29 protein-coding genes are annotated in these 23,700 nt (G+C 72.6%); 9 read left to right on the top strand and 20 right to left on the bottom strand.

The annotated features are described in order from the left end of the window. Window positions 1–15: 15 nt before the first annotated feature. From DV20_RS37365 to DV20_RS37405, 9 genes are all read right to left on the bottom strand, one after another. Complete coding sequence (locus tag DV20_RS37365; protein WP_013224824.1) at window positions 16–291, bottom strand: YggT family protein; 276 nt, start codon at window positions 289–291, stop codon at window positions 16–18. Window positions 292–406: 115 nt separating this feature from the next. Further along, window positions 407–1,003, bottom strand: a complete 597-nt coding sequence (locus DV20_RS37370; RefSeq protein WP_043788140.1) for a cell division protein SepF — start codon at window positions 1,001–1,003, stop codon at window positions 407–409. A gap of 98 nt (window positions 1,004–1,101) precedes the next feature. Next, window positions 1,102–1,812 (bottom strand): YggS family pyridoxal phosphate-dependent enzyme, encoded by a 711-nt coding sequence (locus tag DV20_RS37375; RefSeq protein WP_043788141.1) that lies wholly within the window; start codon window positions 1,810–1,812, stop codon window positions 1,102–1,104. Continuing rightward, on the bottom strand, window positions 1,809–2,513 hold the full coding sequence (gene pgeF, locus DV20_RS37380; RefSeq protein ID WP_043788142.1) for a peptidoglycan editing factor PgeF: 705 nt from the start codon (window positions 2,511–2,513) through the stop codon (window positions 1,809–1,811). The genes DV20_RS37375 and pgeF overlap by 4 nt, the downstream gene beginning before the upstream one ends. Window positions 2,514–2,587: 74 nt before the next feature. Next, window positions 2,588–3,895: a cell division protein FtsZ gene (gene ftsZ, locus DV20_RS37385; RefSeq protein ID WP_043788143.1), complete on the bottom strand. Its 1,308-nt coding sequence runs from the start codon at window positions 3,893–3,895 to the stop codon at window positions 2,588–2,590. Window positions 3,896–4,138: 243 nt separating this feature from the next. Beyond that, window positions 4,139–4,894, bottom strand: coding sequence for an anti-sigma factor (locus DV20_RS37390; RefSeq protein ID WP_043788322.1), 756 nt, complete (start codon window positions 4,892–4,894; stop codon window positions 4,139–4,141). Window positions 4,895–4,905: 11 nt separating this feature from the next. After that, the gene (sigK, locus tag DV20_RS37395) at window positions 4,906–5,511 is read right to left on the bottom strand and encodes an ECF RNA polymerase sigma factor SigK (protein WP_043788144.1); all 606 of its coding nucleotides are present in this window, start codon (window positions 5,509–5,511) and stop codon (window positions 4,906–4,908) included. Continuing rightward, the gene (locus DV20_RS37400; protein ID WP_043788145.1) at window positions 5,504–6,238 is read right to left on the bottom strand and encodes a DUF1365 domain-containing protein; all 735 of its coding nucleotides are present in this window, start codon (window positions 6,236–6,238) and stop codon (window positions 5,504–5,506) included. The genes sigK and DV20_RS37400 overlap by 8 nt, the downstream gene beginning before the upstream one ends. Further along, window positions 6,232–7,500 carry an NAD(P)/FAD-dependent oxidoreductase gene (locus DV20_RS37405; RefSeq protein ID WP_043788146.1) on the bottom strand — a complete coding sequence of 423 codons (1,269 nt, stop codon included), beginning with the start codon at window positions 7,498–7,500 and terminating at the stop codon, window positions 6,232–6,234. Before DV20_RS37405 ends, DV20_RS37400 begins: the two co-directional genes overlap by 7 nt. A gap of 112 nt (window positions 7,501–7,612) precedes the next feature. Between DV20_RS37405 and DV20_RS37410 the strand changes: the two genes are divergently transcribed. Both DV20_RS37410 and DV20_RS37415 read left to right on the top strand, forming a co-directional pair. Continuing rightward, window positions 7,613–8,875 carry an SAM-dependent methyltransferase gene (locus DV20_RS37410; protein WP_043788148.1) on the top strand — a complete coding sequence of 421 codons (1,263 nt, stop codon included), beginning with the start codon at window positions 7,613–7,615 and terminating at the stop codon, window positions 8,873–8,875. Then, window positions 8,869–9,639 (top strand): DUF1295 domain-containing protein, encoded by a 771-nt coding sequence (locus DV20_RS37415; protein ID WP_043788149.1) that lies wholly within the window; start codon window positions 8,869–8,871, stop codon window positions 9,637–9,639. Before DV20_RS37410 ends, DV20_RS37415 begins: the two co-directional genes overlap by 7 nt. Here DV20_RS37415 and DV20_RS37420 read toward each other — a convergent pair. Continuing rightward, complete coding sequence (locus DV20_RS37420) at window positions 9,626–10,132, bottom strand: DinB family protein (protein WP_043788323.1); 507 nt, start codon at window positions 10,130–10,132, stop codon at window positions 9,626–9,628. The two genes, DV20_RS37415 and DV20_RS37420, sit on opposite strands and share 14 nt — an antisense overlap. 485 nt (window positions 10,133–10,617) lie before the next feature. Next, window positions 10,618–10,929 (bottom strand): PadR family transcriptional regulator, encoded by a 312-nt coding sequence (locus DV20_RS37425; RefSeq protein ID WP_043788150.1) that lies wholly within the window; start codon window positions 10,927–10,929, stop codon window positions 10,618–10,620. 103 nt (window positions 10,930–11,032) lie between these two features. On the opposite strand from DV20_RS37425, the gene DV20_RS37430 reads away from it, so the two are divergent. Together DV20_RS37430 and DV20_RS37435 are read left to right on the top strand one after the other, a co-directional pair. Beyond that, a complete protein-coding gene (locus DV20_RS37430) occupies window positions 11,033–11,476 on the top strand; it encodes a MarR family winged helix-turn-helix transcriptional regulator (RefSeq protein WP_043788151.1) in 444 nt (147 codons plus the stop codon). 26 nt (window positions 11,477–11,502) lie between these two features. After that, window positions 11,503–11,937: an OsmC family peroxiredoxin gene (locus tag DV20_RS37435; RefSeq protein ID WP_043788152.1), complete on the top strand. Its 435-nt coding sequence runs from the start codon at window positions 11,503–11,505 to the stop codon at window positions 11,935–11,937. A 49-nt stretch (window positions 11,938–11,986) separates the two neighbouring features. On the opposite strand, the gene DV20_RS37440 is transcribed toward DV20_RS37435, so the two are convergent. Beyond that, on the bottom strand, window positions 11,987–12,790 hold the full coding sequence (locus DV20_RS37440) for an SDR family NAD(P)-dependent oxidoreductase (protein ID WP_043788153.1): 804 nt from the start codon (window positions 12,788–12,790) through the stop codon (window positions 11,987–11,989). 85 nt (window positions 12,791–12,875) lie between these two features. On the opposite strand from DV20_RS37440, the gene DV20_RS37445 reads away from it, so the two are divergent. From DV20_RS37445 to DV20_RS37455, 3 genes are all read left to right on the top strand, one after another. After that, the gene (locus DV20_RS37445) at window positions 12,876–13,514 is read left to right on the top strand and encodes a TetR/AcrR family transcriptional regulator (RefSeq protein WP_043788154.1); all 639 of its coding nucleotides are present in this window, start codon (window positions 12,876–12,878) and stop codon (window positions 13,512–13,514) included. A 247-nt stretch (window positions 13,515–13,761) separates the two neighbouring features. After that, window positions 13,762–14,655: a LacI family DNA-binding transcriptional regulator gene (locus DV20_RS37450; protein WP_043788156.1), complete on the top strand. Its 894-nt coding sequence runs from the start codon at window positions 13,762–13,764 to the stop codon at window positions 14,653–14,655. Window positions 14,656–14,862: 207 nt separating this feature from the next. Next, window positions 14,863–18,141, top strand: a complete 3,279-nt coding sequence (locus DV20_RS37455; protein WP_043788157.1) for a S8 family serine peptidase — start codon at window positions 14,863–14,865, stop codon at window positions 18,139–18,141. Here the strand turns inward: DV20_RS37455 and DV20_RS37460 are convergent. The 5 genes from DV20_RS37460 to DV20_RS37475 are packed head-to-tail and all read right to left on the bottom strand — an operon-like array spanning window position 18,116 to window position 20,559. After that, entirely contained in the window at window positions 18,116–18,679 is a 564-nt protein-coding gene (locus DV20_RS37460; protein ID WP_043788159.1) for a hypothetical protein, read from the bottom strand. The two genes, DV20_RS37455 and DV20_RS37460, sit on opposite strands and share 26 nt — an antisense overlap. 18 nt (window positions 18,680–18,697) lie before the next feature. After that, window positions 18,698–18,871 (bottom strand): hypothetical protein, encoded by a 174-nt coding sequence (locus DV20_RS46020; protein ID WP_167344420.1) that lies wholly within the window; start codon window positions 18,869–18,871, stop codon window positions 18,698–18,700. Further along, complete coding sequence (locus tag DV20_RS37465; RefSeq protein ID WP_043788160.1) at window positions 18,868–19,434, bottom strand: hypothetical protein; 567 nt, start codon at window positions 19,432–19,434, stop codon at window positions 18,868–18,870. Before DV20_RS37465 ends, DV20_RS46020 begins: the two co-directional genes overlap by 4 nt. Further along, on the bottom strand, window positions 19,400–19,915 hold the full coding sequence (locus DV20_RS37470; protein WP_043788161.1) for a hypothetical protein: 516 nt from the start codon (window positions 19,913–19,915) through the stop codon (window positions 19,400–19,402). The genes DV20_RS37465 and DV20_RS37470 overlap by 35 nt, the downstream gene beginning before the upstream one ends. Then, window positions 19,912–20,559, bottom strand: coding sequence for a hypothetical protein (locus tag DV20_RS37475; RefSeq protein WP_235191111.1), 648 nt, complete (start codon window positions 20,557–20,559; stop codon window positions 19,912–19,914). The genes DV20_RS37470 and DV20_RS37475 overlap by 4 nt, the downstream gene beginning before the upstream one ends. Window positions 20,560–20,738: 179 nt before the next feature. Here DV20_RS37475 and DV20_RS37480 point away from each other — a divergent pair, with 179 nt between their 5' ends. After that, on the top strand, window positions 20,739–21,263 hold the full coding sequence (locus tag DV20_RS37480) for a MauE/DoxX family redox-associated membrane protein (protein ID WP_043788324.1): 525 nt from the start codon (window positions 20,739–20,741) through the stop codon (window positions 21,261–21,263). A gap of 108 nt (window positions 21,264–21,371) precedes the next feature. Here DV20_RS37480 and DV20_RS37485 read toward each other — a convergent pair whose 3' ends face one another. Then, a complete protein-coding gene (locus DV20_RS37485; protein ID WP_043788165.1) occupies window positions 21,372–21,995 on the bottom strand; it encodes a TetR family transcriptional regulator in 624 nt (207 codons plus the stop codon). An 81-nt stretch (window positions 21,996–22,076) separates the two neighbouring features. Here DV20_RS37485 and DV20_RS37490 point away from each other — a divergent pair, with 81 nt between their 5' ends. Beyond that, window positions 22,077–22,538 carry a nitroreductase family deazaflavin-dependent oxidoreductase gene (locus DV20_RS37490; protein WP_043788166.1) on the top strand — a complete coding sequence of 154 codons (462 nt, stop codon included), beginning with the start codon at window positions 22,077–22,079 and terminating at the stop codon, window positions 22,536–22,538. 37 nt (window positions 22,539–22,575) lie between these two features. Here DV20_RS37490 and DV20_RS37495 read toward each other — a convergent pair whose 3' ends face one another. Continuing rightward, window positions 22,576–23,421 carry an SCO6745 family protein gene (locus tag DV20_RS37495; RefSeq protein WP_043788168.1) on the bottom strand — a complete coding sequence of 282 codons (846 nt, stop codon included), beginning with the start codon at window positions 23,419–23,421 and terminating at the stop codon, window positions 22,576–22,578. 72 nt (window positions 23,422–23,493) lie between these two features. Then, window positions 23,494–23,700 (bottom strand): hypothetical protein, encoded by a 207-nt coding sequence (locus tag DV20_RS45250; protein WP_152603809.1) that lies wholly within the window; start codon window positions 23,698–23,700, stop codon window positions 23,494–23,496.

The following is a 23,700-nucleotide window of genomic DNA, read 5'->3' on the forward strand; positions in this document are numbered from 1 at the left end:
CCCAAGTTTCCCCGATCAACTTGGAGTCGCCAGTTGCATCGCGAAGAACACAACCAACAGCAGCACCATAATCGACAAGTCCAGTCCGACGCCGCCGATCCGGACCATCGGAATGATCCTTCTGAACAAACGGACCGGCGGGTCCGTCACTGTGTAGATGGTCTCGAGCGTGACCGCAACCCCTCCGGCCGGATGCCACTCACGCGCGAAGGTCCGGACGAGTTCGACCACGATCCGCGCCGTCAGCAGCAGCCAGAAGGCGAACAGCACGTACCAGACGACCAGCCACACAGCTTCCACATACCTACTCTAACCGGGCGTCCTCTCCGAAGACGCAGTTGAGGGGGCCGACCTCACATCCGGTCGGCAAAGTCACGTCTGCTTGCGCTCAGCGGTACCGGCGACTTCAGCCCCGCAAAAACAATCCGCCCTCGGCAATCCGCCGACGGTCTTCCGCGGTGACGTCCACATCGGGCGGTGAGAGAAGGAACACCTTGTTGGTCACCTTGTCCATCGACCCCCGGAGCGCGAACGCCAGCCCGGCGGCGAAGTCGACGAGCCGCTTCGCGTCCGCGTTCTCCATCTCGGTGAGGTTCATGATCACCGGGATGCCCTCGCGGTAGTGCTCCCCGATCGCCCGCGCTTCCGCGTAGCTGGTCGGGTGCAGCGTCGTGATGCGGCTCAACGGGTCACGCACCGGCTGCCGGACGACCGGTTCGGTGACCGGTCGCAGGCGTGCGACCGGCTCCGGCTGACGGTCCATCGCGAGCGCGCCGTGAACGGCCGGCTCGGAGCTGGGCACGGAGCGTGACCGGCTTCGGCTGACGGGCTCGTCGTACGTGTCGTCGACCTCGCGGTACCGTGAACGCGACGAGCGCGGGGCCGGCTCCTCGTAGGAGTCGTAGTCGTCGTCGTAACCACGCCGGTAGTCGTCTTCGTCGTAACCGTCCTCGTCAGCGGGCACCATCCCGAAGTAGGCCTTCAGCTTCTGCAGCGCGCTCATGCCTCTCCCTAGCCCTAGCCGCTCCCGCACTGACTGTTCTCCACGCCGTCAGTGCCCCGTGCGGGCGGATACGAAACGTGACGACCCGCGCGAGCTCCCTACGGCGAGGCTAAACCGCGTCCACCGAGCAACGCGGTTCCGACACGCACACAGGTCGAGCCGTGCGTGATCGCCTGTTCGAGATCATGGCTCATCCCGGCGGAGACGTCTGCGGCATTCGGGTGATCTTTTCGGAGCTCCCCGGCCGCCCGGGCGAGCCGTTCGAAGGCGGCGGCCGGGTCCGCGCCCAGCGGCGCGACGGCCATCAGGCCGCGAAGCCGCAGCTCCTCCGCCTGCGCGACGCGATCGGCGAGCGCGCCGAGCTCGGCCAGCGGGCAGCCGCCGCGCTCCGGGTCGTCGTCGAGACTGGCCTGGAGCAGCACGTCGAGGGGTTCGTCACGTATCTGGGCGTCGCGAGCCGCACGCACCGCCTTGGCGAGCGCGTCGGCGAGCCGGGCCGAATCGACGGACTGCACTTCGTGTGCCCACCCGACCACCGATCGGGCCTTGTTGCGCTGCAGCCGCCCGACCATGTGCCACCGCAGCCCGGGGACTTCGGCGGCTTTCGGGCCGGCCTCCTGGTCGCGGTTCTCGCCGACGTCGGTGACGCCGAGCTCGGCCAGCAGCGCGACGTCGGACGCGGGGAAGGTCTTCGTGATCGCGATCAGCTTGACCTCGTCGCGGGCGCGCCCGGCGGCCCGGCAGGCGGCGGCGATCCGCGCCTCGACCTCGGCGAGGTTCTCGGCCAGCTCGGCCTTGCGGCCGGTCATGCTTCGATCCACGTGATGCCGGCGATCCGCCCGGTGGTCCCGTCGCGGCGGTAGCTGAACAGCGTTTTGTCCTCGTTCGTGCAGCGCGGGTCGACGCCGATCTTGCCGACGCCGAGGTCGGCGAGCTGCCGCCAGAGGCCCGCGCGCAGGTCGAGGCCCGGCGTTCCCTTGCGGGTCTTGCACGCGCTGCCGGGCACGTGTTTCTCGACGTCGGCGGCCATTTCCGCGGGGACCTCGTAGCAGTCGCCGCAGATGGCCGGACCGAGCAGTGCCTCGATGCGCCCCACGTCGGCACCGGCCGACCGCATGGCCTTCACCGCCGCCGGGACGACGCCGACGCGCGTGCCCACCCGGCCGGCGTGCACCGCCGAGACCACCCCGGCCTCGGCGTCGGCCAGCAGGATCGGCACGCAGTCGGCGACCAGCACCACGAGCGCGACGCCCGGGGTCGCGGTCACCAGGGCGTCGGTCGCTTCCGCCGGACGGGTCTCCGAGCCGTCGACGATCGTCGCCGTCCGGCCGTGGACCTGCTCCATCCAGGCCAGCTTGTCCTCGGCCAGGCCGAGCTCGCTCGCCAGCCGCTTGCGGTTGGCGAAGACGTTGCCCTCGTCGTCGCCGACGTGGTCCCCCAGGTTGAACGTGTCGTACGGCGGCCGTGACGCGCCGCCCGCCCTGGTCGTGACCACTCGCCTAACCCGCACAAATCCTCCTGGACGTCAATGAAGGCCGTCACCCACGACTCTAGTTCGCGGGTGACGGCCTTCGGAGGCGGTGACTAGCGCCGCATGAACGGCGGGACGTCGACCTCGTCGTCCGACGGGTCGTCGTGCACCGGCATCGCGCGGCCGGGCAGGCTGCCCTGGGTCGCGTTGGAGCCGAGCGGCGAGTAGCCGCGCGAGCCGCCACCGGGCTGCGGGAGCCCGCCGGACGGCGGGTTGCCGGTGGCCGACGGCAGCGGCGAGTGCGGGCGCGGCGGCGCCACCGGGTAGCCGGAGCTGCCCGCGGACGGCACCGGGGTGGCGCCCGACGGCGGCGACTGCGGGTTCGAGACCTGCCCCGCCGAGGCCGAGGCCGTGGTGGACGACCCCCGCGAACCGGACCCGAAGGTCGACGGGTCCAGCTTCTTGTGCGTCGGCGCGCCGGCGTCGAAGCCGGCCGCGATCACCGTGACGCGGACCTCGTCGCCGAGGGAGTCGTCGATGATCGTGCCGAAGATGATGTTCGCGTCCGGGTGCGCGGACTCCTGCACCAGCGACGCGGCCTCGTTGATCTCGAACAGGCCCAGGTCGGAGCCGCCCGCGATGGACAGCAGCGCGCCGTGGGCGCCGTCCATCGACGCTTCCAGCAGCGGCGAGTTGATCGCCTTCTCCGCGGCCTGGATGGCCCGGCCCTCGCCGCGCGCCGAGCCGATGCCCATCAGCGCGGAGCCCGCGCCGGACATCACGCTCTTGACGTCGGCGAAGTCGAGGTTGATCAGGCCCGGGGTGGTGATCAGGTCGGTGATGCCCTGGACACCGGAGAGCAGCACCTCGTCCGCCGAGCGGAACGCGTCCATCAGCGAGACGCCGATGTCGCCGAGCTGCAGCAGCCGGTCGTTCGGGATCACGATGAGCGTGTCGCACTCGTTGCGCAGCGCCTGGATGCCCTCTTCGGCCTGCTTGCCGCGCCGCTTGCCCTCGAAGGTGAACGGCCGGGTCACGACGCCGATGGTGAGCGCGCCCAGCTTGCGGGCGATCTGCGCGACGACCGGCGCGCCGCCGGTCCCCGTGCCACCACCCTCGCCCGCGGTCACGAACACCATGTCGGCGCCCTTGATGACCTCTTCGATCTCTTCGCGGTGGTCTTCGGCGGCCTTCTGGCCGACCTCGGGGGCGGCGCCCGCGCCGAGGCCGCGGGTCAGCTCGCGGCCGATGTCCAGCTTGACGTCGGCGTCGGACATGAGCAGTGCTTGCGCGTCGGTGTTCACCGCGATGAACTCGACACCCTTGAGGCCGACCTCGATCATGCGGTTCACGGCGTTCACGCCGCCACCGCCGATGCCGACCACCTTGATCACCGCAAGGTAGTTGTGCGGGGGCGTCATCGAAGTCCGCCTTCCTGATCGTTGTGCCCGTACAGCCCGTCGCCGGTGATCAAACCCTCAACCTCAACCCCAGATCGAGAGTTATGTCAACCGCCGACGTTAGGCAGGACGGTAGGCACCAGGCAGGCTCTAATCCAGTAGGCACGCCGTGTGTCGCAAAGGTGTTTTGCCACAACACGTTCGGGCGCGCAAGAGCGACGGGCCGCGAACACCGCCGCAACCCGGTCTGGTATGGCCGCCGGTTCAAGCGGGCACGGGCATGCTCATCAGGACGTCCGTGGGCGTTCCGGTGGCCGATCCGCCCGCCGGCTCGACGCTCACCGCGACCTTGTCGGCGCCGCCGACGCCGTCCGCCACGACCAAGCCGCCCTGGTCCGCCGCCGCGATCACCCCGGCCGAGCGCGGCGCGTCCGCGCCGGTGATCAGCCAGGCTTCGTAGACCTTCCCGCCCGGCTGCGCCGGCAGGCCCGCGTCCATCACCATCACCCGGTTCAGCGACCGCGACAGGACCACCGTGACACCGCCGCCGGTGGGCGCCTCGCCGTGCGCGGTCTTCGCGTCCGGGGCCGCGAGCAGGGCCGCCACCGGCGCGAACTGCTGTTTCGCCTGGTCGAGGCGGCTCTGCGCGGTCTGCAGCTCCTGCCGCTGGTTCAGCGCGATGCCGCCGAACACCCCGCCCGCGGCGAGCCCGACGACGGCGGCCGCGGCCGACACGAGCACTGCCCAGCGGGGCGCCCGCGCCGAGCGGCGGTGCCGCTCGGGTGCGCCGGGCCGGGTGCGCGGCGGCAGCTGGCGGGTGGCGTGCATGGCGGCCAGGACGCGGCCCTTGAACTCCGGCGGCGGCTCCTCGGCCATCGCCGCGCCCAGCCGGGCCGCGGTCGCGCGCAGTTCGGCGACCTCCTGGGCGCACGAGTCGCACTGTTCGAGGTGGCGGGCGAACTCCGCGCGCTCGACGTCGTTGACGGCGTCGAGCGCGAAGGCGCCGGCCAGGGTGTGCATCTCCGGCGTGCTCAAGCGGTCACCCCCAGGCAGTCACGCAGGCGGATCAGCCCGTCCCGCAGCCGCGTCTTGACGGTTCCTTGCGGCGTCGACAGCACTTCGGCCACCTCACGATACGTATAGCCCTGGTAGTAGGCGAGCAGCACGGACTCGCGCTGCAGTTCGGTCAGGAAGGACAGGCACCGGCGCACCTGGGAGCGTTCGAGCCGCGCGGTGACGGACTCGGCGACCTCGTCGAACGGGCGGCCGCGGGCGGCTTCGAAGGTCGCCTTCTGCTCCCGTTCGGTGCTCGCGCGCGCCGAGCGGACGCGGTCGACCGCGCGGCGGTGCGCCAGCGTCATCGCCCAGTTCAGCGCCGAGCCCTTGTCCGGGGCATACCGCGTCGCGGTGCGCCACAGCTCGACGAGGACCTCCTGGGCGACCTCTTCGGACTGGGCCGCGTCGCGCACGATCCGCCGGACGAGCCCGTAGATCGGCCCGGCGAGCTGGTCGTAGAGCAGCTCGAAGGCGCGCTCGTCGCCCTTGGCGACGCGCACCATGAGTTCTTCCGCCGTCGGACCGGCCGGGGTCTCGGAGGGCACCGGCGCCATGTGGCGCGGGCGGGCCGGCTCATCCATGCAGCTGTCCTCCGGCGGTCTGCGGGGTGCGTGGCGCGACCGCGGCCTTCCGCAGCCACAGGGCGACGCCGTGGCGGCGGATCAGCGCGGCCACCCGCTGCGGGAGCAGCGGCCGGGCCAGCACGAGCCGGGCCAGCCACCGCGGGTTCACCGGGCGGCGAACTCCCCGCAGCGTAGCGACCAGCGGCGTGGCCGTCCCGCGCCGCAGCGCCACGGTGAGGTCGAGCAGCGCTTCCGGGCGCGGCAGGCGCATCCGGTACTCGCCGTCCATCTCCTGGAACGGCGAGACGTAGAACTCCTTGGCCACGCGGGCGAGCCCGGCCTCGTCGGGGTGCAGCAGGTAGGCGTGGCGGCCGCCGTAGGTGTTGTGCACCTCGGCGACGACGCAGGCGAGCCTGCCGTCCGGGCCGTGGCACCAGTAGACGCTGATCGGGTTGAACACGTACCCGAGCACGCGGGCGGCGGCCAGCATGACGACCTGCCCGCCGCGCAGGTCGACCCCGCGCTCGGCGAGCCAGGCGTCCAGCTTCTCCCGGATGCCGCGCGGATCCGCGGCCGCGAAGTGGTCCCGGCGGTCGAACCGCGCGAACGGCCGCAGCCACCACGGCAGCCGCGGGAGGTCGGCCAGGTCCACCCGCCACAGGTACACGCGGTGGGCGAAGGCGTGCGGCGGGTCGATCCGCCGCACGTGCGCGACCGTGGCGTCGTAGAGGGCGTTCGTCACCACGTCACCCCGAGGCTTTCCGCGGCGCGGGCGCCCGCGGCGCAGCCGTCTTCGTGGAAGCCCCAGCCGTGGTAGGCGCCCGCGTACGCGACGACGCCGTCGTTGAGCTCGGGCAGCCGCCGTTGCGCGGCAACGGATTCCGGCGTGTAGACCGGGTGCTCGTACCGCATCCGCGCGACGACGTGCTCCGGGCCGGGGCCGTCGCCGGGGTTGAGCGTGACGACGTAGCCGGTCGGCTCGTCGAGCCGCATCAGGCGGGTCATGTCGTAGCTGACCTGGACCGCGCCGGTGGGCGCGCCGCAGGCGGGCGCGCGGTAGTTCCAGCCGGCCCGGGCGCCGGGCGCCGCCGGGAGCACGCTCGTGTCGGTGTGCAGCCACGCCTCGTTCGCGGAGTACCGGAACGCGCCGAGCACCTCGCGCTCGGCGGCGGTCGGGTGGGCCAGCAGGGCGAGGGCCTGGTCGGCGTGGGTGGCGACGACGACCCGGTCGACGCGGTGCGGAGTGTCGGCGTCGTCGCGGATCTCCACGCCGCCGCCGGTCCGCAGCACCGACCGCACGGGGGTCGACAGGTGCACCGCCGTCAGCTGCTTCGCCGCGAGCTCGACGTACTCGCGCGAGCCGCCCACGACGGTCCGCCAGGCCGGCGAGTCCTGCACCGACAGCATGCCGTGGTTGCGGAGGAACTCGAACAGGTACCGCGCCGGGTACCGCAGGGTGTCGGTGCGGTCGGCCGACCAGACCGTCGACACCAGCGGCAGCATGAAGTGGTCGACGAAGTAGCGGGTGTAGCCGCCGATGGCGAGGAACGCGCCGAGCGTGACGTCGCCGGCGTCCTTCGCCGCCAGCAACCGTTTCGCGTGTCGGTGGAACCGCTTCACCTCGGCCAGCATCCGCAGGTAGCGGCCGCGGACGACGTTGCCGCGCTGGGCGAACAGCCCGCCAACGCCCTTGGCGCCGGCGTACTGCAGGCCGCAGCCGTCGCAGCGGATGCTCATCGACATCTCGGTGTCGCGGGTGTGCACCCCCAGCTCGCCGAACAGCTTGAGCAGGGTCGGGTAGGTGCGTTCGTTGTGGACGATGAAGCCGGAGTCCACGCCGACCGTGCCGCCGTGGGTGCTCGGCACGTCGTGCGTGTGCGCGTGCCCGCCCAGGCGGTCGTCGGCCTCGAACAGCAGCACTTCGTACTTGCGTTGCAGCAGGTAGGCCGCGGTCAGGCCGGCCACCCCGCTGCCGATGACGCCGATGCGTTCTCCCGTGATCTCCACACCGGTCCTTCGGGACCGCGGCCCGGCCGGATTGCCGGAGGTTTCGTGGGCGCTCCGCCCCGGCTGGTCGTGGCCGACCAATCCACCGGGGCGGGGAGAGCGAATCCCGGGCATGCCGCACACCACCGCGCACCGCCTTGCCTCCTTCGCCGGGAAACTCCTCGGCGGGCCCCTCCCCGTGGGCCTGCGGACCTGGGACGGCACCCGGGCCGGCGCCCGGGACGCCCCGATGGTCGTGCTCCGCAACCGCCGTGCCCTGCGCCGCCTGCTCTACGCGCCCGGCGAGCTGGGGCTCGCCCGCGCCTACGTCACCGGCGACCTCGACGTCGAAGGCGATCTCGCGGACGGCTTCCGCCGGATCTGGGCCCTCACCCGCTCAGGGGAGCTGAACCGGGTGAAACCGGGGCCGCGCGAGTGGGCCGAAGCCGTCCGGCTGGCCGCCCGGCTCGGCGTCGCCGGGCTGCCGCCGAAGCCGCCCGCCGAGGAGGCCCGGCTGTCCGGGAAGCTGCACAGCCTGCTGCGCGACCGCTCGGCCATCGCCCACCACTACGACCTGAGCAACGCCTTCTACCAGCTGCTGCTGGACGAGTCGATGGCGTACTCCTGCGCGTACTTCACCACCGAGTCGGCGAGCCTCGAGCAGGCGCAGCACGACAAGCTGGAGCTGATCTGCCGCAAGCTGGGACTGCGCCCGGGCATGCGGCTGCTGGACGTCGGCTGCGGCTGGGGCTCCCTGCTCGTCCACGCGGCCAAGCACCACGGCGTCGAGGCCGTCGGCATCACGCTCTCGGCCGAGCAGCTGCAGCACATCCGCGGCCGGCTCGCCCAGCACGACCTGGCCGACCGCGTCGAGGTGCGGCGCCAGGACTACCGGGAGCTGCCGGACGCGCCGTTCGACGCGGTCGCGTCGATCGAGATGGGCGAGCACGTCGGCGAAGTGAACTACCCGGCGTACGCGGCGACGCTGCACCGCATGGTGAAGCCGGGCGGGCGGGTGCTGCTCCAGCAGATGTCCCGCGGCGACGTGGCCCCGGGCGGTGGCGCGTTCATCGAGCGGTACATCGCCCCCGACATGACGATGCGCCCGGTGGGGCGGACCATCGGCCACCTGGAGACCGCGGGGCTGGAGGTGCGGGACGTGCACGCGCTGCGCGAGCACTACGTCCGGACGGTCCGGGCCTGGGCCGCCACCCTGGAGCGGAACTGGGCCGACGTCGTCGCGCTCATCGGCGAGACGGGCGCGCGGGTCTGGCGGCTGTACCTGGTGGGCGGAGCGCTGGCGTTCGAGGAGAACCGGATGGGCGTGGACCAGATCCTGGCCGTGCGGCCCGACCGGCACGGTGGCTCCGGCATGCCCGCGACGCGGGAGTGGTGACGGTGCCGCAGCTGCTCGTCACGGCCGCCGTCACGCTCGTGGCGGTCGCCGTGACCTTCGGGATCGCGCGGGCGCGCCGGCGGTACGACACGATCGACACGTTCTGGGGCCTCGGCTTCGCGCTCGTCGCGGTCACCGCGTTCCCCTTCGGCGACGGGCCGCTTCCGCTGCGGCTGGTGGTGGTCCTCCTGACGGTCGTCTGGGGCGTGCGCCTGGCGGTGCACCTGCACCTGCGCAACCACCGGCTGCCGGAGGACCCGCGGTACGCGCGGATGGGGCACGGGCCGCTGAAGATGTTCCTGCGCGTGTACCTGGTCCAAGCGCTGGTGCTGTACTTCGTGTCGCTGCCCGTGCAGTTCGCGGTGGACGGCACGGGGTTCGGCGTACTGGGCTGGCTCGGTGTGGTGGTCTGGCTGGTCGGGTTCGCGTTCGAGGCGATCGGCGACGAGCAACTGCGCCGGTTCAAGGCCGACCCGGCCCACCGCGGCCGCGTGCTGGACACCGGGCTGTGGCGGTACACGCGGCACCCGAACTACTTCGGCGACGCGTGCGTGTGGTGGGGCCTCTACCTGCTGGCCTGTTCGACGTGGCCGGGCGCGGCGACCGTCCTCTCCCCCGTGGCGATGACGTTCACCCTGGTCCGCGGGACGGGGAAACCCATGCTGGAGAAGGGAATGGCCCGCACGCGCCCGGCGTACGCGCACTACGTCGAGCGGACCAGCGGCTTCTTCCCGCTGCCGCCGCGGCGCGTCACTCCCCGGTGAGGCCGTCGGTCAGCTCGCGCAGCACGTCGAGGTGGCCGACGTGCCGGGCGGTCTCCTCGATCATGTGCGTGACGACCCAGCGGACGTTGAAGGTTTCGCCCTTGTGCGTCACCTGATCGTCGAGCCCGCGAGCGGCAGTGATCTCCCGGCTGCGGGCGCACTGCTTCTCGTAGTCCGCGAGAAGCCGCTCCACCGACGTCCCGGGCGGGACGCGGAATTCGGCGTCCGGATCCTGCTCGAGCTTCCGCTCCCAGGTGTCCTCTTCGCCGTCGACGACCACGCCGAACCAGAACCACTCGTTGAGCGTCAGGTGCGCGATCAGCCCGGCGACGGTCGTCAGCTCGCTCGGCAGGTGCACTCGGCGAGCCTGCTCGTCGGTGAGGCCGCCGGCCTTCCACGCGACGGTGGCGCGGTGGTAGTCGAGCAGGCTGGTGAGGATTTCGCGCTCGCCGCCGGTGAGCGGGACCTTCGGGCGCCGCGGTCGTTCGGTCATGACCGGGACTGTGCCAGAGGGGTCCGAGAAGTCGCCAGTGTCCGAGCCGGAGTACGGGTCGCCGACGACGATGGACTCGGCTCCGTGCCGCGCGGCACTCACGATGCCGGCCTGCGGTGCTCGGTGAACTCCTGAGACACTCAGTTCGCGGAGCGAGCCGAAAACGATGCCCTCCGAGACGGCGGGCAACGAGAACGTCGACCGCTCGAGGCCCGCACTCTTCTTGGCACGCAACCGACTCCGGAGTTCGGCGATCCGCGCCGGGACACCTTCGAACAGCGCCGTCTCCACCTGCGAGGCGACCCAGATCGGCCTTTTGACGTAGGGGACTTCGGGGAGCTCGGCAAGCAGTTCGCGCCGACGATCGTGCCCGCGCGGGTAACCGAGCAGGATGATCCGGAGGCAGAATCCAGGTGCGAAGCCGAACAACAAGATCGTCCCGAGAAGCTCCGGCCAGATCCGTGCGAGGTCGATGAGTTCGGACATCAAGCGAACCGTCCGATCATCCCCGTGAACCGGGCGTCTCGCCGCGCGGCCTCGAGTACGGCGCCGAGCTCCGCGCAGCCTTTCTCGGTCAGCTCGTAGTACCTCCTCGGAGGACGCTTCTTCCCGCGGACGGCAGCGGAGTCCTCCCAGCCGTCGGTCAGCCAACCTTCGTCGAGCATTCGCGCGAGCGTGGGGTACAGGACCCCGGAACGAACACCTGCGCGCTGCGACAAGTCGTATCCCCACTGCCGCGCCGTTGGCTGTTCCATCAGCGCGGCCGCCACTTGCACGAGCGAGTGCGTCTTCCGCATGAGTCTTACCTACCTAGGTAGATTTAACCCCGCACGGCGCCCGGTCACCCTGAACGGCATCGATACCTTGCGCACGATGTAATCGTGGGCTAGGTTTGTCGACGTGCCCAACGAGTTCCTCCTTGACGAGCAAGCCTGCTTCGCGCTGTACGCGGCGTCTCGCGCCGTGACGGATGCGTACCGGCCCCTGCTCGGCGAACTGGATCTCACCTACCCGCAGTACCTGGTGCTGCTGGTGCTGTGGGAGTCCGACGCCCGGCCGGTCAAGGAGATCGGCGAGGCGCTGCACCTGGACTACGGCACGCTTTCCCCGCTGCTCAAGCGGCTCGAGACCAACGGGCTGGTGACGCGGACGCGACTGCCCGCGGACGAACGCACGGTGGTGGTCAGCCTGACCGAGCAGGGCCGGGCGGTGCGCACGCGCGCCGCCGGCGTCCCCTCGGCGATCGGCTGCGCACTGGGCCTCGGCGACGAGGAGCGGCGGGAACTGATCAAGACCCTGCGGCGGCTGACGGCGTCAGCCGCCGCGTATTCGTCCGAGCACTGAATCACCCGAACATCGAGGAGGCTTCTATGCCCAGCCGTGACGCCACCACCCACTGGGTCGGCGGACTGAACAGCGGGAAGGGCGAGGTCACGCTGGACTCGTCCAACGCCGGCACGTTCGCGGTCTCGTTCCCGACCCGCGCGGGCAACCCGGACGGCCAGACGAGCCCCGAGGAGCTCATCGCGGCCGCGCACTCGTCGTGCCTGGCGATGAACCTGTCGGGCGTGCTGGAGTCCCACAAGCTCACGGCGGACTCGATCGACGTGAGCGCGGAGGTGACCCTCGGCCCGGCGGCCGGCGGCGGTTTCGAGATCAGCGGCATCGCGATCACGCTGCGCGCCTCGATCCCGGGCGTGACGGCGGAACAGTTCGCGGAGTACGCGGAGACGGCGGAGAAGACCTGCCCGGTGTCGAAGGCCCTCGCGGGCACGACGATCACCATGGACGCGGCGCTCGCCTGATCGCCCTTGCCGAGCGGCCCCTCGCCTTTCGCGGTGAGGGGCCGTTCGCTCAGCCGAACGCGGCCTGCGCCACGGGTTCCCACTCCCGCCAGCCCGCCAGCCGTTCGCCGTACTCGGCTTCGACCGCCGCCAGCGACTTGCCGAAGAACATCCGGGCCGGCGGGTTCTCGATGTCCGCCAGCCGCAGCAACGGCTCCCGGGTCGCGCGGGGGTCGCCGAGGTCCCATTCGATCCGGGTCGCTTCGCGCACCGCGTCGTACGCCGGGTGGGGCTCGCTCCGGCGGACGCTGCCGCCCCCGAAGTCCGTCCGGTACGGGCCGGGCTCCAGGCAGATCACGTCGATCCCGAGGGCCGCCACCTCCTGGCGCAGGGACTCCGAAAGTCCTTCCACCGCCCACTTCGACGCGTGGTACGCGCCGATGCCCGGGAACGCGCGGATGCCGCCCTCGCTGGTGACCTGGATGATCCGGCCGCGCCCCTGACGGCGCATGATCGGCAGGGCCGCCTGGGTCAGCCAGAGCGTGCCGAAGAAGTTCGTCTCGAGCTCCGCGCGGACCTCCTCCTCGGTCAGCTCCTCGACCATCCCGAAGTGCCCGTAACCGGCGTTGTTCACCAGCACGTCCAGGGACCCGAACTCCGCCGCCGCCCGCTCCACCGCGTCGACGGCGGCGGCGCGGTCGGTGACGTCCAGCCGCAGCGGCAGCACGGCGTCGCCGTACCGCTCGACGAGGGGACGCAGGCTTCCGACGTCCCGCGCGGTGGCGGCGACCCGGTCGCCGCGGGCCAGCGCCGCTTCGGTCCACTCGCGGCCGAAGCCCTTGGACGTCCCGGTGATGAACCAGCTCTTCGTCACGACTTGCCCTTCCTGCTCGAATACTGCATCACAAGCTAACAGTAGCATGGACTGCATTAATGCATCGAGTGGTAAGGTGGCGGCCATGATCGCGAACGACGGGCGCCGTGAGCGCAAGAAGGCCCAGACCCGCGCCCGCATCCAGGACGCGGCCCTGGACCTCTTCGCCGGTCAGGGCTACCGCGAAACCACGATCGCGCAGATCGCCGCGCGCGCCGACGTCGCGACCCGCACCGTCACGCTGCACTTCCCGGCCAAGGAGGACCTGCTCTTCGCCGACGACCCGTTCACCCCGGAGTCGCTGGCGGCGCGGCTGCGCGACCGGCAGCCGGAGAGCACGCTCGACGCGGTCCGTGAGTGGATGCACGCGACCATGCGCGAGCTCGACGAGCGCGACCGCGCGACCGGGGTGGATCCCGCGCACCTCTGGCAGCGCCGCGCCCTCCGCGCCGACCTCCTCATGGCCGACGACGACCTCCGCGGCCGCGCCCGCGCCGGCTACCGCGACCTCGAACTCCTGATCGCCGAGGCCATCGGCGAGGACCTCGGCCTCCCGACGGACGCCCTGCTCCCCCGGCTCGCGGCCGTCACGGTGGTCACCGGCCTCCGGGAGATCTACGTGACCCGCGAAGGCCGGGCGCGCACGGCGGCGAGCGAACTGGCCGGCCTGGTCGACGAGGTGCTCGCGTTCGCCAAGGCCGGTCTCCGCACCGCTCCGGCGTGAGCCCACCGGCAGACCGATCGGTTTCGATCCTCGCGAACGGGGTCACCTCGCGGGAGGACCATCGACGCGAACCCAGTCCGGCGGAAAGATCGAATCGGTTCGATCATCACCTGGCCCGGTGAATACGCGCGGAACAGCCCACGATTTTCTTGTGCATCCCCGAACCGTGCTCTACTTTTGATGGTCGTCGATGCGGTTCGACGAATCATGACGGGGTCGCCGTCTCCGGGGGGCAGTCGAGAACGCCATGCGCAAGCGGGGTCATCACCGGCACGCCGGGGCACGGCTGACCGCCGGCCGCCGGACGAATGTGCTCGCCCTGGTCGTTCCGCTGCGTGCCGGCGCCCATGACGTCGTCGTCCGGGAATTCGTGGCCGCCGCGATCGCCGCGGCCGGCGCCCGGGAACACGCCCTGTTGCTGATCACCGCCGAAGAGGGCCCGGCCGCGCTGCGCCGCGCGGTGTCCTCGTCCGTCGCCGACGGGGTCGTGCTGATGGACGTCGAGGCCGCCGACCCGCGCGTGCCGGTGCTGCTCGGGCTCGACCGGCCGGCGGTGCTGATCGGCGTGCCGGACCGGCCGCGCGGGCTCGGCTGCCTCGACCTGGACTTCGCCGCGGCGGGCGCGCTGTGCCTGGGCCACCTCGCCGGCCTGGGCCACGAGCACGTCGCCCTGATCGGCGCGCCGCCCGCGGCCTACCGGCGCGGCAGCAGCTCCGCGACCCGGCTCGCCCGGGGCTTCACGGCGGAGGCGACCCGCCGCGGCCTCCGCTCCACCACGCTGGCCTGGGGAAACACCCCCCGGCAGATCCTGCGCGGCCTGGACGCGCTGTTCACCCGGCACCCGGACGTCACCGGCCTCGTGGTGCACAACGAAACCGCGCTGCCCGCCGTGCTGGCGGCCCTGCACCACCGGGAGCTGCGGGTGCCCGAGGACCTCTCGCTCGTCGCCGTCTGCCCGGAGAGCCTGACCGCGCACAGCCTGCTCGAGCTGACCTGCGTGGCGATCCCGGCGCGGGAGATCGGTGCGCTCGCCGTCGAAACGGTCATCGGGCAGCTCGACGACGGCATCGCGCCCGGAACCCGGCTGCTGGCGCCGAAGCTGGCCGTCCGCGCCAGCACCGCGCCGCCACGCCCGCGGTGACCCCCCGGGGCGAATGGCCTTCCGCATTTTGCCACTGACGGTATTCCGGTGATCAATTATCGGCGGTTGGTTCACGGAAATGATGTATTGCCCGGTACACCCGGGCCGGTGTTAACGTGACCGCGGCGGCGCGCGGCTCATTTTTCCCGCACGCATTCGCCGAGACGAAATTCCGGGGGAAGCGATCTGCAGGTGGGGGTCCTTGACATGCATCGAAGACAGCTGGCACTGGCGGCCGCCGTGGTGGCGGGGGTTTCGCTGCCCGTTCCGGCGGCGGCGGAACCGGCCGCCCCGCCCGTCGTCGCCGGCGATTCCGGGTCCTCCGTCACGCTGATCACCGGCGACCGGGTGCGGGTACTGCCGAATACCCGCGGGAAAAGCCCGGTCGTGGTCGAACCGGGCCCGGGACGCGAGCGGATCGGCTTCTTCCGCGAAACGAACACCGGCACGAAGCCCGGCGACATCACCGTGGTGCCGTCGGACGCGCTGGCGCTGGTGGCCGCCGGCCGGCTCGATCCCCGGCTGTTCGACGTCTCCGAACTGCTGCGGCAGCACCTCGCCGACTCCGCGGCGAGCCTGCCCCTGATCGTCACCTACGCCGCCGGCGGGGACCCGGCGGCCACGCCGCCCGCCACCACGGCCGTGCGCGAGCTGCCGAGCGTGCGCGGCACGGCCCTGCGCCAGGACCGGCGCCGCGGCCCGGAGTTCTGGTCCTGGCTCACCGCCGGGTCCGCGCTGCGGGCCGGGGTGGGCAAGGTGTGGCTGGACGGCCTGGCCACCCCGGCCCTCGACGTCAGCGTGCCGCAGATCGGCGGCCCGGAGGCGTGGCAGGCGGGGTACACGGGCCGCGGCGTCACCGTCGGCCTCCTCGACACCGGCGTCCGGGCCGATCACCCGGATCTCGCCGGCAAGGTCGTCGAGGCGAAGGACTTCACCGGGACCCGGCCGGACGCGAGCGACGACCTGGGGCACGGCACGCACGTCGCCGGCATCATCGCCGGGACCGGCGCCGCCTCCGGTGGGCGCTACCGCGGGGTCGCGCCGGACGCCCGGCTGATCAGCGGCAAGGTCTGCGTCGACCACGGCTGCCCGGAATCCGCGGTGATCGCCGGTCTGGAGTGGATCGCGCCGAAGGTGCGCGTGGTCAACCTGAGCCTCGGCGGCGACGCGACCGACGGCACGGATCCGGTGTCCCAGGCGGTGAACGCGCTGACCGCCCGCCACGGCACCCTCTTCGTCGCCCCGGCGGGCAACGACCGTTCGCTCGACCTGCCCGAACCGGGACCGGTCGTCGCGCCCGCCGCGGCGGACGCGGCACTGGCGGTCGGCAGCGTGTCGGCCCAGGACACCACCAGCGCGTTCTCCAACCGGGGCCCGCGGCTCGGCGACCACGCGGTCAAGCCCGACATCGCCGCGCCCGGCGAAGGCATCGTCTCGGCGCGGGCGACGGGCACGCGCGACGGCGACACCGCGCCGGTGGACGACGGCTACGCCCGGCTCTCCGGGACGTCGATGGCGGCACCGCACGTCGCGGGGACGGCGGCCCTGCTGCTCCAGCGGCACCCGGACTGGCTCGCCGGCCGGCTCAAGACCACGTTGACCAGCACCGCCAAGCCGACCGCCGACGTCGCCGACCAGGGCGCCGGCCGGGTGGACGCGGCCCGCGCGGTCACCCAGCAGGTCACGGCCACCACCGGCAGCGTCGGTTACGGCTTCGTCGCCTGGCCGCGCACGCGAGCCGTCACGAAGACCGTGACCTACCACAACGACGGCGACGCGGCCGTCACCCTCGCGCTGGCCACCACTTCCCCGCTGTTCACGCCTTCGGCGGCGGCCGTCGTGGTGCCCGCGCACGGGAACGCCGACGTCGGCGTCACCCTCCGGGCGGGCGGGGACGCCGCCGGGCCGCACGGCGGCCGGCTGACCGCGACGGCGCCCGGGATCACCGTGCAGACCGCGCTCGGCGCCTTCCTGGAAGCCGAAAGCTACGACGTGTCCGTCCGGCTGATCGGCCGGGACGGGCGGTTCACGGCGGGCGTGGCCACGCTCGTCGACACCGCGACCGGGGCCGCGTTCGGCGTGCGGCCGTTTCGCGCCGACGGCACGGCCGTGGTGCGGGTCCCCAAGGGACGCTACGACCTCAACGCGCTAGACGTGTCCGGCGATCCGAGCGGCCGGACCCGCCCGGCCGCGGTGACGCTGCTGTCGCGGCCCGGTCAGCCGGTGACCGGCGACGTCTCGGTCACGCTCGACGCCCGCGCCGGCAAACCCCTGCGGGCGGTGGTCGACCGCCCGGACGCGCGGCTGCAGGGCGGTGAACTGGGCCTGGTGTCCGGGAACCCGGGCGGCACCCGCACGAACACGCTCGCCTGGATCGTCCAGCCGGGCAACGAGCTGTACGCGGCCGGCTCGGGCCGCGAGGTCACCGACCACACGTACGCGATGTACTTCCGGGCGACGCTGGAGGCCGGCGACGACCTCTACCAGCTCGCGCTGCTCGAACGCGGCCGCGTGCCGGCCGACCCCGTCTTCCGGGTGCGCGACAAGGACCTCGCCGTGGTCGACGCCCGGTACCACACCCAGGGGAAACCGGCGGAAAGCCTGCGCGGCGACGACGTCACCTTCGGCTTCCCGGGCGCCGACAGCGGCACGTACCAGGTCTCGGCGCCGGCGCTGCCGAGCCGGCGCACCGAGCACTACACGACCGGGGTGAGCTGGCAGCACGTCGTGGCGGTGTACCCGGACCCGCTGACCGACGCGGAGACCAGCTACTCGTACCGGACCTACCGGCCCGGCTTCCAGCACGCCGGCTGGAACCGCGCCCCGGTCGGGCCCGCGTTCGGCGCGCCGGCGGACGGCTGGGGTGTGCTGCGTGCCGGGAACCAGCTGGCGTACGCGATCCCGCTGGTGTCGGGCAGCGACCCGGAGGTGTACACCACGCCGCCGGCGGGCCTCACCGGCACGGCGACGCTCTCGCGCGACGGCGTCACGCTGGCCACCGCGGAGAACCCGGCCGCCGGTGCGCTCGCCATCCCGGACGGTGCGGGCACGTACACGCTGCGGTCCGTCGCCACGCGCAGCGTGCCGTGGTCGGTGGTGGGCACCGCGGTGGACGTGGCGTGGACGTTCCGCGAGCCCGGCCTGGCGGCGCCGGCGAAGCCGTTGCCGCTGCTGGTGGTCCGGGCCGAGGGCGCGGTCGACGACCAGAGCCGCGCCCCGGCCGGGAAGCCGTTCGTGCTCGCGCTGACCGCCCAGCGGCAGCCGGGCGCGGGTGAGTTCCGGCTGGCGGAGCTGCGCGTCGAGACGTCCACCGACGACGGTGCCAAGTGGACGGCCGTGCCCACGGCCCGCATCGGCAACGGCGGGCTCGCGGTGGTGCACAACCCGCCGGGCGGAGGGTTCGTGTCGCTGCGGATCACCGCCCGCGACACGGAAGGCAACGCGCTCACCCAAACCGTGCTCAGGGCGTACCAGACCACGCCGTGACGGCGAGCGCGGCGAGCGGGACGACGAAGGCGGCCCCGGTCAGGACCCTGAGCTCCCGGCCGTGGGCCCGCCATTCGCCGTCCCAGCCGTTTTCGCCGTCGTAGCGCAGGTTCGCCGTCGTCATCAACGCCCGGCCCAGCCCGAACCCCACCCCCGCGCCCACCGCCGCGGCCGGCGAAGCCGTGAGGACCACGGCGATCGCGGCGACGTACGGCAGGCCGCTGGGCAGGTAGGTGCGGACGCCCGTGCCCATCTCGAAGCCGAACTGCAGCGGGCCGAGGTGCCGGCCGAGGCGGAACACCGTGTCCGGCACCAGCCGCCGGTTCTCCGGCAGCCGGAACGACCACACGCCCGTTTCGCGCAGCAGCACCGTCCCCAGCGCCACGGCCACCACGGCCCAGCACGCGAGCGACGGCAGCGGGGCGCGCAGCAGGGATCCGGCCACGAGCAGCACGAGCGCGGTCAGGGCGCCGCCGCAGACCAGTCCGGCGCAGAACGCCAGTGTCGGAGTGCCTCGCCAGACCGGCGAGCTCAGCACGAAGGCCGAGTTCCGGCTTCAACTGGAGCCGCTGGTGGCGAACCCGGCGGCCGCGCACAGGACGAGCCACGCCCCGGGCAGCAGCCGGCCCGGCGCGAGCAGGAGGGCCAGCGTCACCGCGGCCGCGGCGAGCACCAGCCCGGCGGCGATCGTCAGCGGGTGCCACCGGCGCCGCGCCGACCCCGCGGTCACAGGGCCGCGCGGCAGATCGTCAGGTACGTCTGGCCGGTGTACCCGCCGCCCCAGAAGGTGGAGAAGCCGTCGGAGCAGCGGTAGACCTTCTGGTCCGGGGTCGTCCACCGCCACGCGTTCTTGCCCACGAACTGGCCGCAGGAGTTGGACACGGGCTGGTGGTCGACCTGGAGGCCGCCCTCGTTCCAGGTGCCGTACTTGTGCCAGCCCGCTTCGCAGTAGGTGCTCCCCCGCCAGAACCCGCCGAAGCAGGCGGCGTAGGCGTTGACGTACGCGCCACTCGTGTCGGGCAGCTCGGCGTAGCCGGTCGGGTAGGCGTCCCGGCAGTCGTTGCGGTCGTAGCCCGGCATGCCGTACGGGCCGAACTCGGCGTTCGCCGTCCGGACGCGGGACAGGCCGGACCAGTCGAGCGCGGTCGCGCCGATCGTCAACGCGCCCAGCGCCACCGCGCGCAGGAACGTCCGGCGCGTCCCGCGGGTCTTCAGCCTCCGCCCGGCGCGGGTGGTCCCGACCTGTAGGCCGGGCCGGTCAAGCTCGGGAATGCGCGCCAACTCCAGCGTCACCGGTGCCGCCTCCTTCCTGCCGGCCGGTCCATCCGGCCAGTGCCGTGTCCACTTCGGACGCCCGGACCGGCAGCAGCATCCGCCGGACACGGCCGGTTTCGTCGAGCAGCATCAGCACCGGCGGCGAGAGGTGGGAGACCGAGCGCCACGCTTCGCCGTCGCTGATCACCGGCAGGCCGTGAGCGAGCTCCGCCCACGTCGCCGGGGGTTCGTGGGTCAGCAGGATCGCGTCGGCGCCGAGCCCGGCCAGCCGCTCGACGACGGTCAGGCACAGCGGGCAGCCCGAATCGACCGCCGCCACGATCCGGCCGGCGAACCGCGGCCCGAGCACCAGATCGGGCGGCGCGGCCACGAATCCGCCGTCGCCGCGGGTGACCATCCCGCGCAGCAGCCGGACTTCGCGCAGGACGGCCGCCAGGCCGAAGAACAGCAGGACGATCGCCGCCCAGGTGATCAGGGTGACCGCGATCGACGGGCTCATCGGCGGTCCCAGGCGATGTCGATCCCGTCGAGCCAGTCGAGCCGCTCCCGCTCGGTCTTCGCCGCCGTGCCGGCGAGGTGGACCTCGGCCACGCCCGCCGGGCAGCCGAGGACGAACGAGCGCGCGGGATCCTTGCCGTACCCGGACTTCCAGACTTCGCCGTGTTTCGTGCGGGCGCCCGCGTGCCGGGGCAGCAACGCCGCGGCCTGCCGGGGTGCGGGGATCGACAGCGAACCGTGGTCCTTCACCACGACCACCAAGTGCTCGTTCGCCGGGTCCAGCAGCGTCTCCGCACGGGGGACGACGGTCATCCCGTCGACGTGGTCCTCGATCCGCAACGAGCCGAAGAGGGCCAGCACGCGGTCGCGGCCGGGCGCCGGGCCCGCGTACACCGTCATCAGTTCGTGGTAGGTGCCCAGCAGGGTGGCCACGGACGACTGCCCGTCGCGGGCCTCGGCGACGACGACTTCGCGGCCGTGCACGAGAAGGCGCTCGCGGGTGTCGGCCGGTGCGACGTACGTGCACGCGAAGTCGTGGTAGCCGCGCGCCCCGATCTGGAACCCGGTGCCGTAGGAGCCGCCGACGAACCGCACTCCGGCCACGACGTGGGAAACGGGGGCCGCCGCGGGCAGGCCCACGGTCACCCGGTCTCCGCTCGGCGCCACCAATCGCAGCCGTTGTACCGCCATCAGACCCCCCATTTCCGGAATCCGCCCCCCGTGAGGCTAGCCGAGGAATTCGGCGGTGACCACGGTCGTTTTCCGACGGTTCTCGAATTGCTCCGATCGGGGACGGTACTTTTGTCGGCGAATACAGTGGGGTGATGCACTCCTTCTGGTCCGCGGGAATGACGACGCTGACGGTGTCCGGAGCCATTCTCCTGGCCGCGGCCGGTGTCACCCACGCGGCGCGGCCCCGGGAGCACCGCGCGGTGCTGCGCGCGCACCGCCTGCTGCCCGCACCGGCGTTCGTGGCGCCGGCGACCGCCGTCGCGGAGGTCGTCGTGGGCGTGTCCGTGCTCGCGGTCCTGCTCACCGCGCCGGCGGCCGCGACACCGCCCGTCACCGCGCAAGCGGCGCTCTACTGCGCTTTTGCCGTCTACGCGGCGGTGTTGCGGAGACGGCGGGCCGACGTGCCGTGCGGGTGTTTCGGCGCGGGGAAGGTCTCGTGGGCGGTGGTGTCGAGGGCCGTCGCGCTCGCGGCGGGCAGCGCCGGGTGCGTGGCGCTCGGTCCGGCCCCGGACCGGTGGCCGTGCCTGGCCGCCGGCCTGGTCCTCGCGATGGCGAACCAGCTGGTTCTCGCGTGGCGCGGTGCCACCGAAGGAAAGCCACGCGGGGCTTTCCGCTGATTCTTTCCGGTCGGTGAATCCAAAATTGTTCGCCGGAAAATCACCGTCATGGGCCCGAGTCTTCGGGAGGCGGTGCAGCGACCGCGATGGGATCGGACAGTTCCCCGGCTACTCCTGAACCCCGTGCCCCTCGGCTCCGGCGGAGTGGTCGAGGCCAGCGGCGAGCAGGTCGAACGCCTGGCCGGTCAGCTCGGAGTCCGGCGCCCGCCGTCCGGCCGCCCGCCAGGCGGCGACCGCCGGCTGCACCGCGCACAGCGCCACCGAAGCCACCAGGTGCGGCCGGGGGTCCGCGGCCGGGTCGATGCCCATCCGGGCGCCGATCAGCCGCGCCACCTCGTCGAACCGGGCGGTCGCCCGCTCGATCCGCGCGGCCGTCAGCGCCGGGCTGACCGAGATCACGTCCTGCAGGCCGTGGAAGCGCGAGTCGGCTTCGTACGCCCGCATGACCTCGACCGCGGCCGTCTTCAGCGCGGTCAGCGCCGGCACGTCGGCCGGTTGCCCGGCGAACGCGGCGAGCACCGCCGTGATCTGTTCGTCCGCGAGCGCCAGCGCGACGTCCTCCTTCGAGGCGAAGTACCGGAAGAACGTCCGGGAGGAGACCTCGACCGCTTCGGCGATCTGGTCGACGGTCGTGGCCTCGAAGCCGTTGGCGCAGAACAGTTCCTGAGCCGCGTCGATCAACGCCTCCCGCGTCCGCTGCTTCTTCCGCTCCCGCAGGCCGAGCTTCTCCATGCCGGCCAGCGTACGGCACTCACGTCACCATGAGGCTTTTGTCAGTTGACGACACTTGTCACTCTATGACACATTGGCGGCATGCCCAAAGCCCCCGCACCCACGTCCCCCTACTGGAAGCTGCAGCGGCAGCTGACCCGGCTCAACACGTTCCTGTTCCGCAGAACCCGCGGCAAGGTGGGCGGGTCGTTCTTCGGCGGCGCACCGGTGCTGCTGCTGCACCACGTCGGCCGCAAGTCCGGCCAGGCCCGGATCAGCCCGCTGATCTACGTCGACGACTCGCCGCGGCTGGTCGTCGTCGCCTCGAAAGGCGGCGTGGACGCGCACCCCGCGTGGTACCACAACCTCATGGCGATGACGGCCACCGAAGTGGAACTGCCCGGCGGCGAACGTCGCCGGGTCCGTCCGCGCGTCGCCGAAGGCGCGGAGCGAACCCGGCTGTGGGAGCGAGCGGTGGCGATCTACAAGCCCTACGCCGCCTACGCGACCTATACCGAGCGGACGATTCCCGTAGTGGTCCTCGAACCCGCCGACGCCACGTAGGCCGGAAGCCCGGGCTCCGCCGGGAGACGCGGACCGGCTACCTCGCGAGCATCCACGGCATGAGTTCCTCGGCGAGCGCGCGGCTGTACGGCCGCACCAGCGCCTGCAGTTCCGCGCAGGCGGACTCACCGATGTGCGCGTAGGGCGTCACGCTGTTCTGGTCGGTCGCCTTCTCGATCTCCGCCCGGCGGGCCGCGCCCGCGGGCGTGAACGTCAGGTCGGCGTCGTCGGTGAGCCAGTCCCGCGCACGGAGGCCGGCGACGGCCCGTGCCCAGTCCTCTTCGGACCACGCCCGGGAGGTGCGCAACGTCTCGGCGGGGACGGCCCCGGAAGCCGCGTGGGTGACGAGGGCTTCGATGCCGCTCAGGCCCGCCGTCAGCAGGGCCGCGATGTGGGCGTCGCCGCGGTACTCCCGGAGCAGGGTTTGCGCGTGCCACAGAACCAGATGCGGCTCGGCGGGCCACGGCAAGGCCGCGTGGGCGGCGAAGAGCGGGCGGCCGGCGACGTCCTCGGCGACCGTCTCGGCGGCCTCGCGCGACAGGGTGGCGGCCCGGCGCATCTCCGGCGAGCCGATCGCCTCGCCCAGGACGCCGCGCAACGTCCGGTCGGCCGCGGCGTGCCGCGCGGCCAGCACGGCGGCCGGGTCGGTGGCGGACCAGGCCGCGCTGATCGACGTCCGGACCAGGACCGGGTTGAAGTTGTGGAACGTCGCGACCACGACCGGCGCCGGAACCGCCCCGAGGGCCGCCGACCTCGACGCGAAGTAGCCGGCGCGGCCGGTGAGGCCGAGCTTCTCGTACGCGGCGGTGGCTTCCGGCGCGAAGTAGATCATCCCGTGGTAGGGCTCGAGGATCCGCCAGGTCCGGCGCGCCGCTTCGATCACGCCGTCAACGTACCAGCCAGTCGGTATGCCGTGGACGTCCTCACGCCGGCCGTTCTTCGCGTCGGCCGCGGTTCACCGGACGTGGTCTTCGTCCCGGTCGCGTGCGCCGGCCCGCCGGTGCCGGACCAGCGCCGCCGGCGCCACCAGCAGTGCGACGGGCAGGCCGGTGACGAGCCACCGGCTCCGCCGCCGGCCGGAGAACTCCATCCCCCGCCACCGGTGCCGCGAGCCGGGCACCGGCCCCGTGTGCCGGTCACCACAACCCTTGTACTTAGGCAA

Origin of the sequence: Amycolatopsis rifamycinica (assembly GCF_000695625.1) — a bacterium.
In the GTDB taxonomy this organism is placed as follows: Bacteria; Actinomycetota; Actinomycetes; order Mycobacteriales; family Pseudonocardiaceae; genus Amycolatopsis; species Amycolatopsis rifamycinica.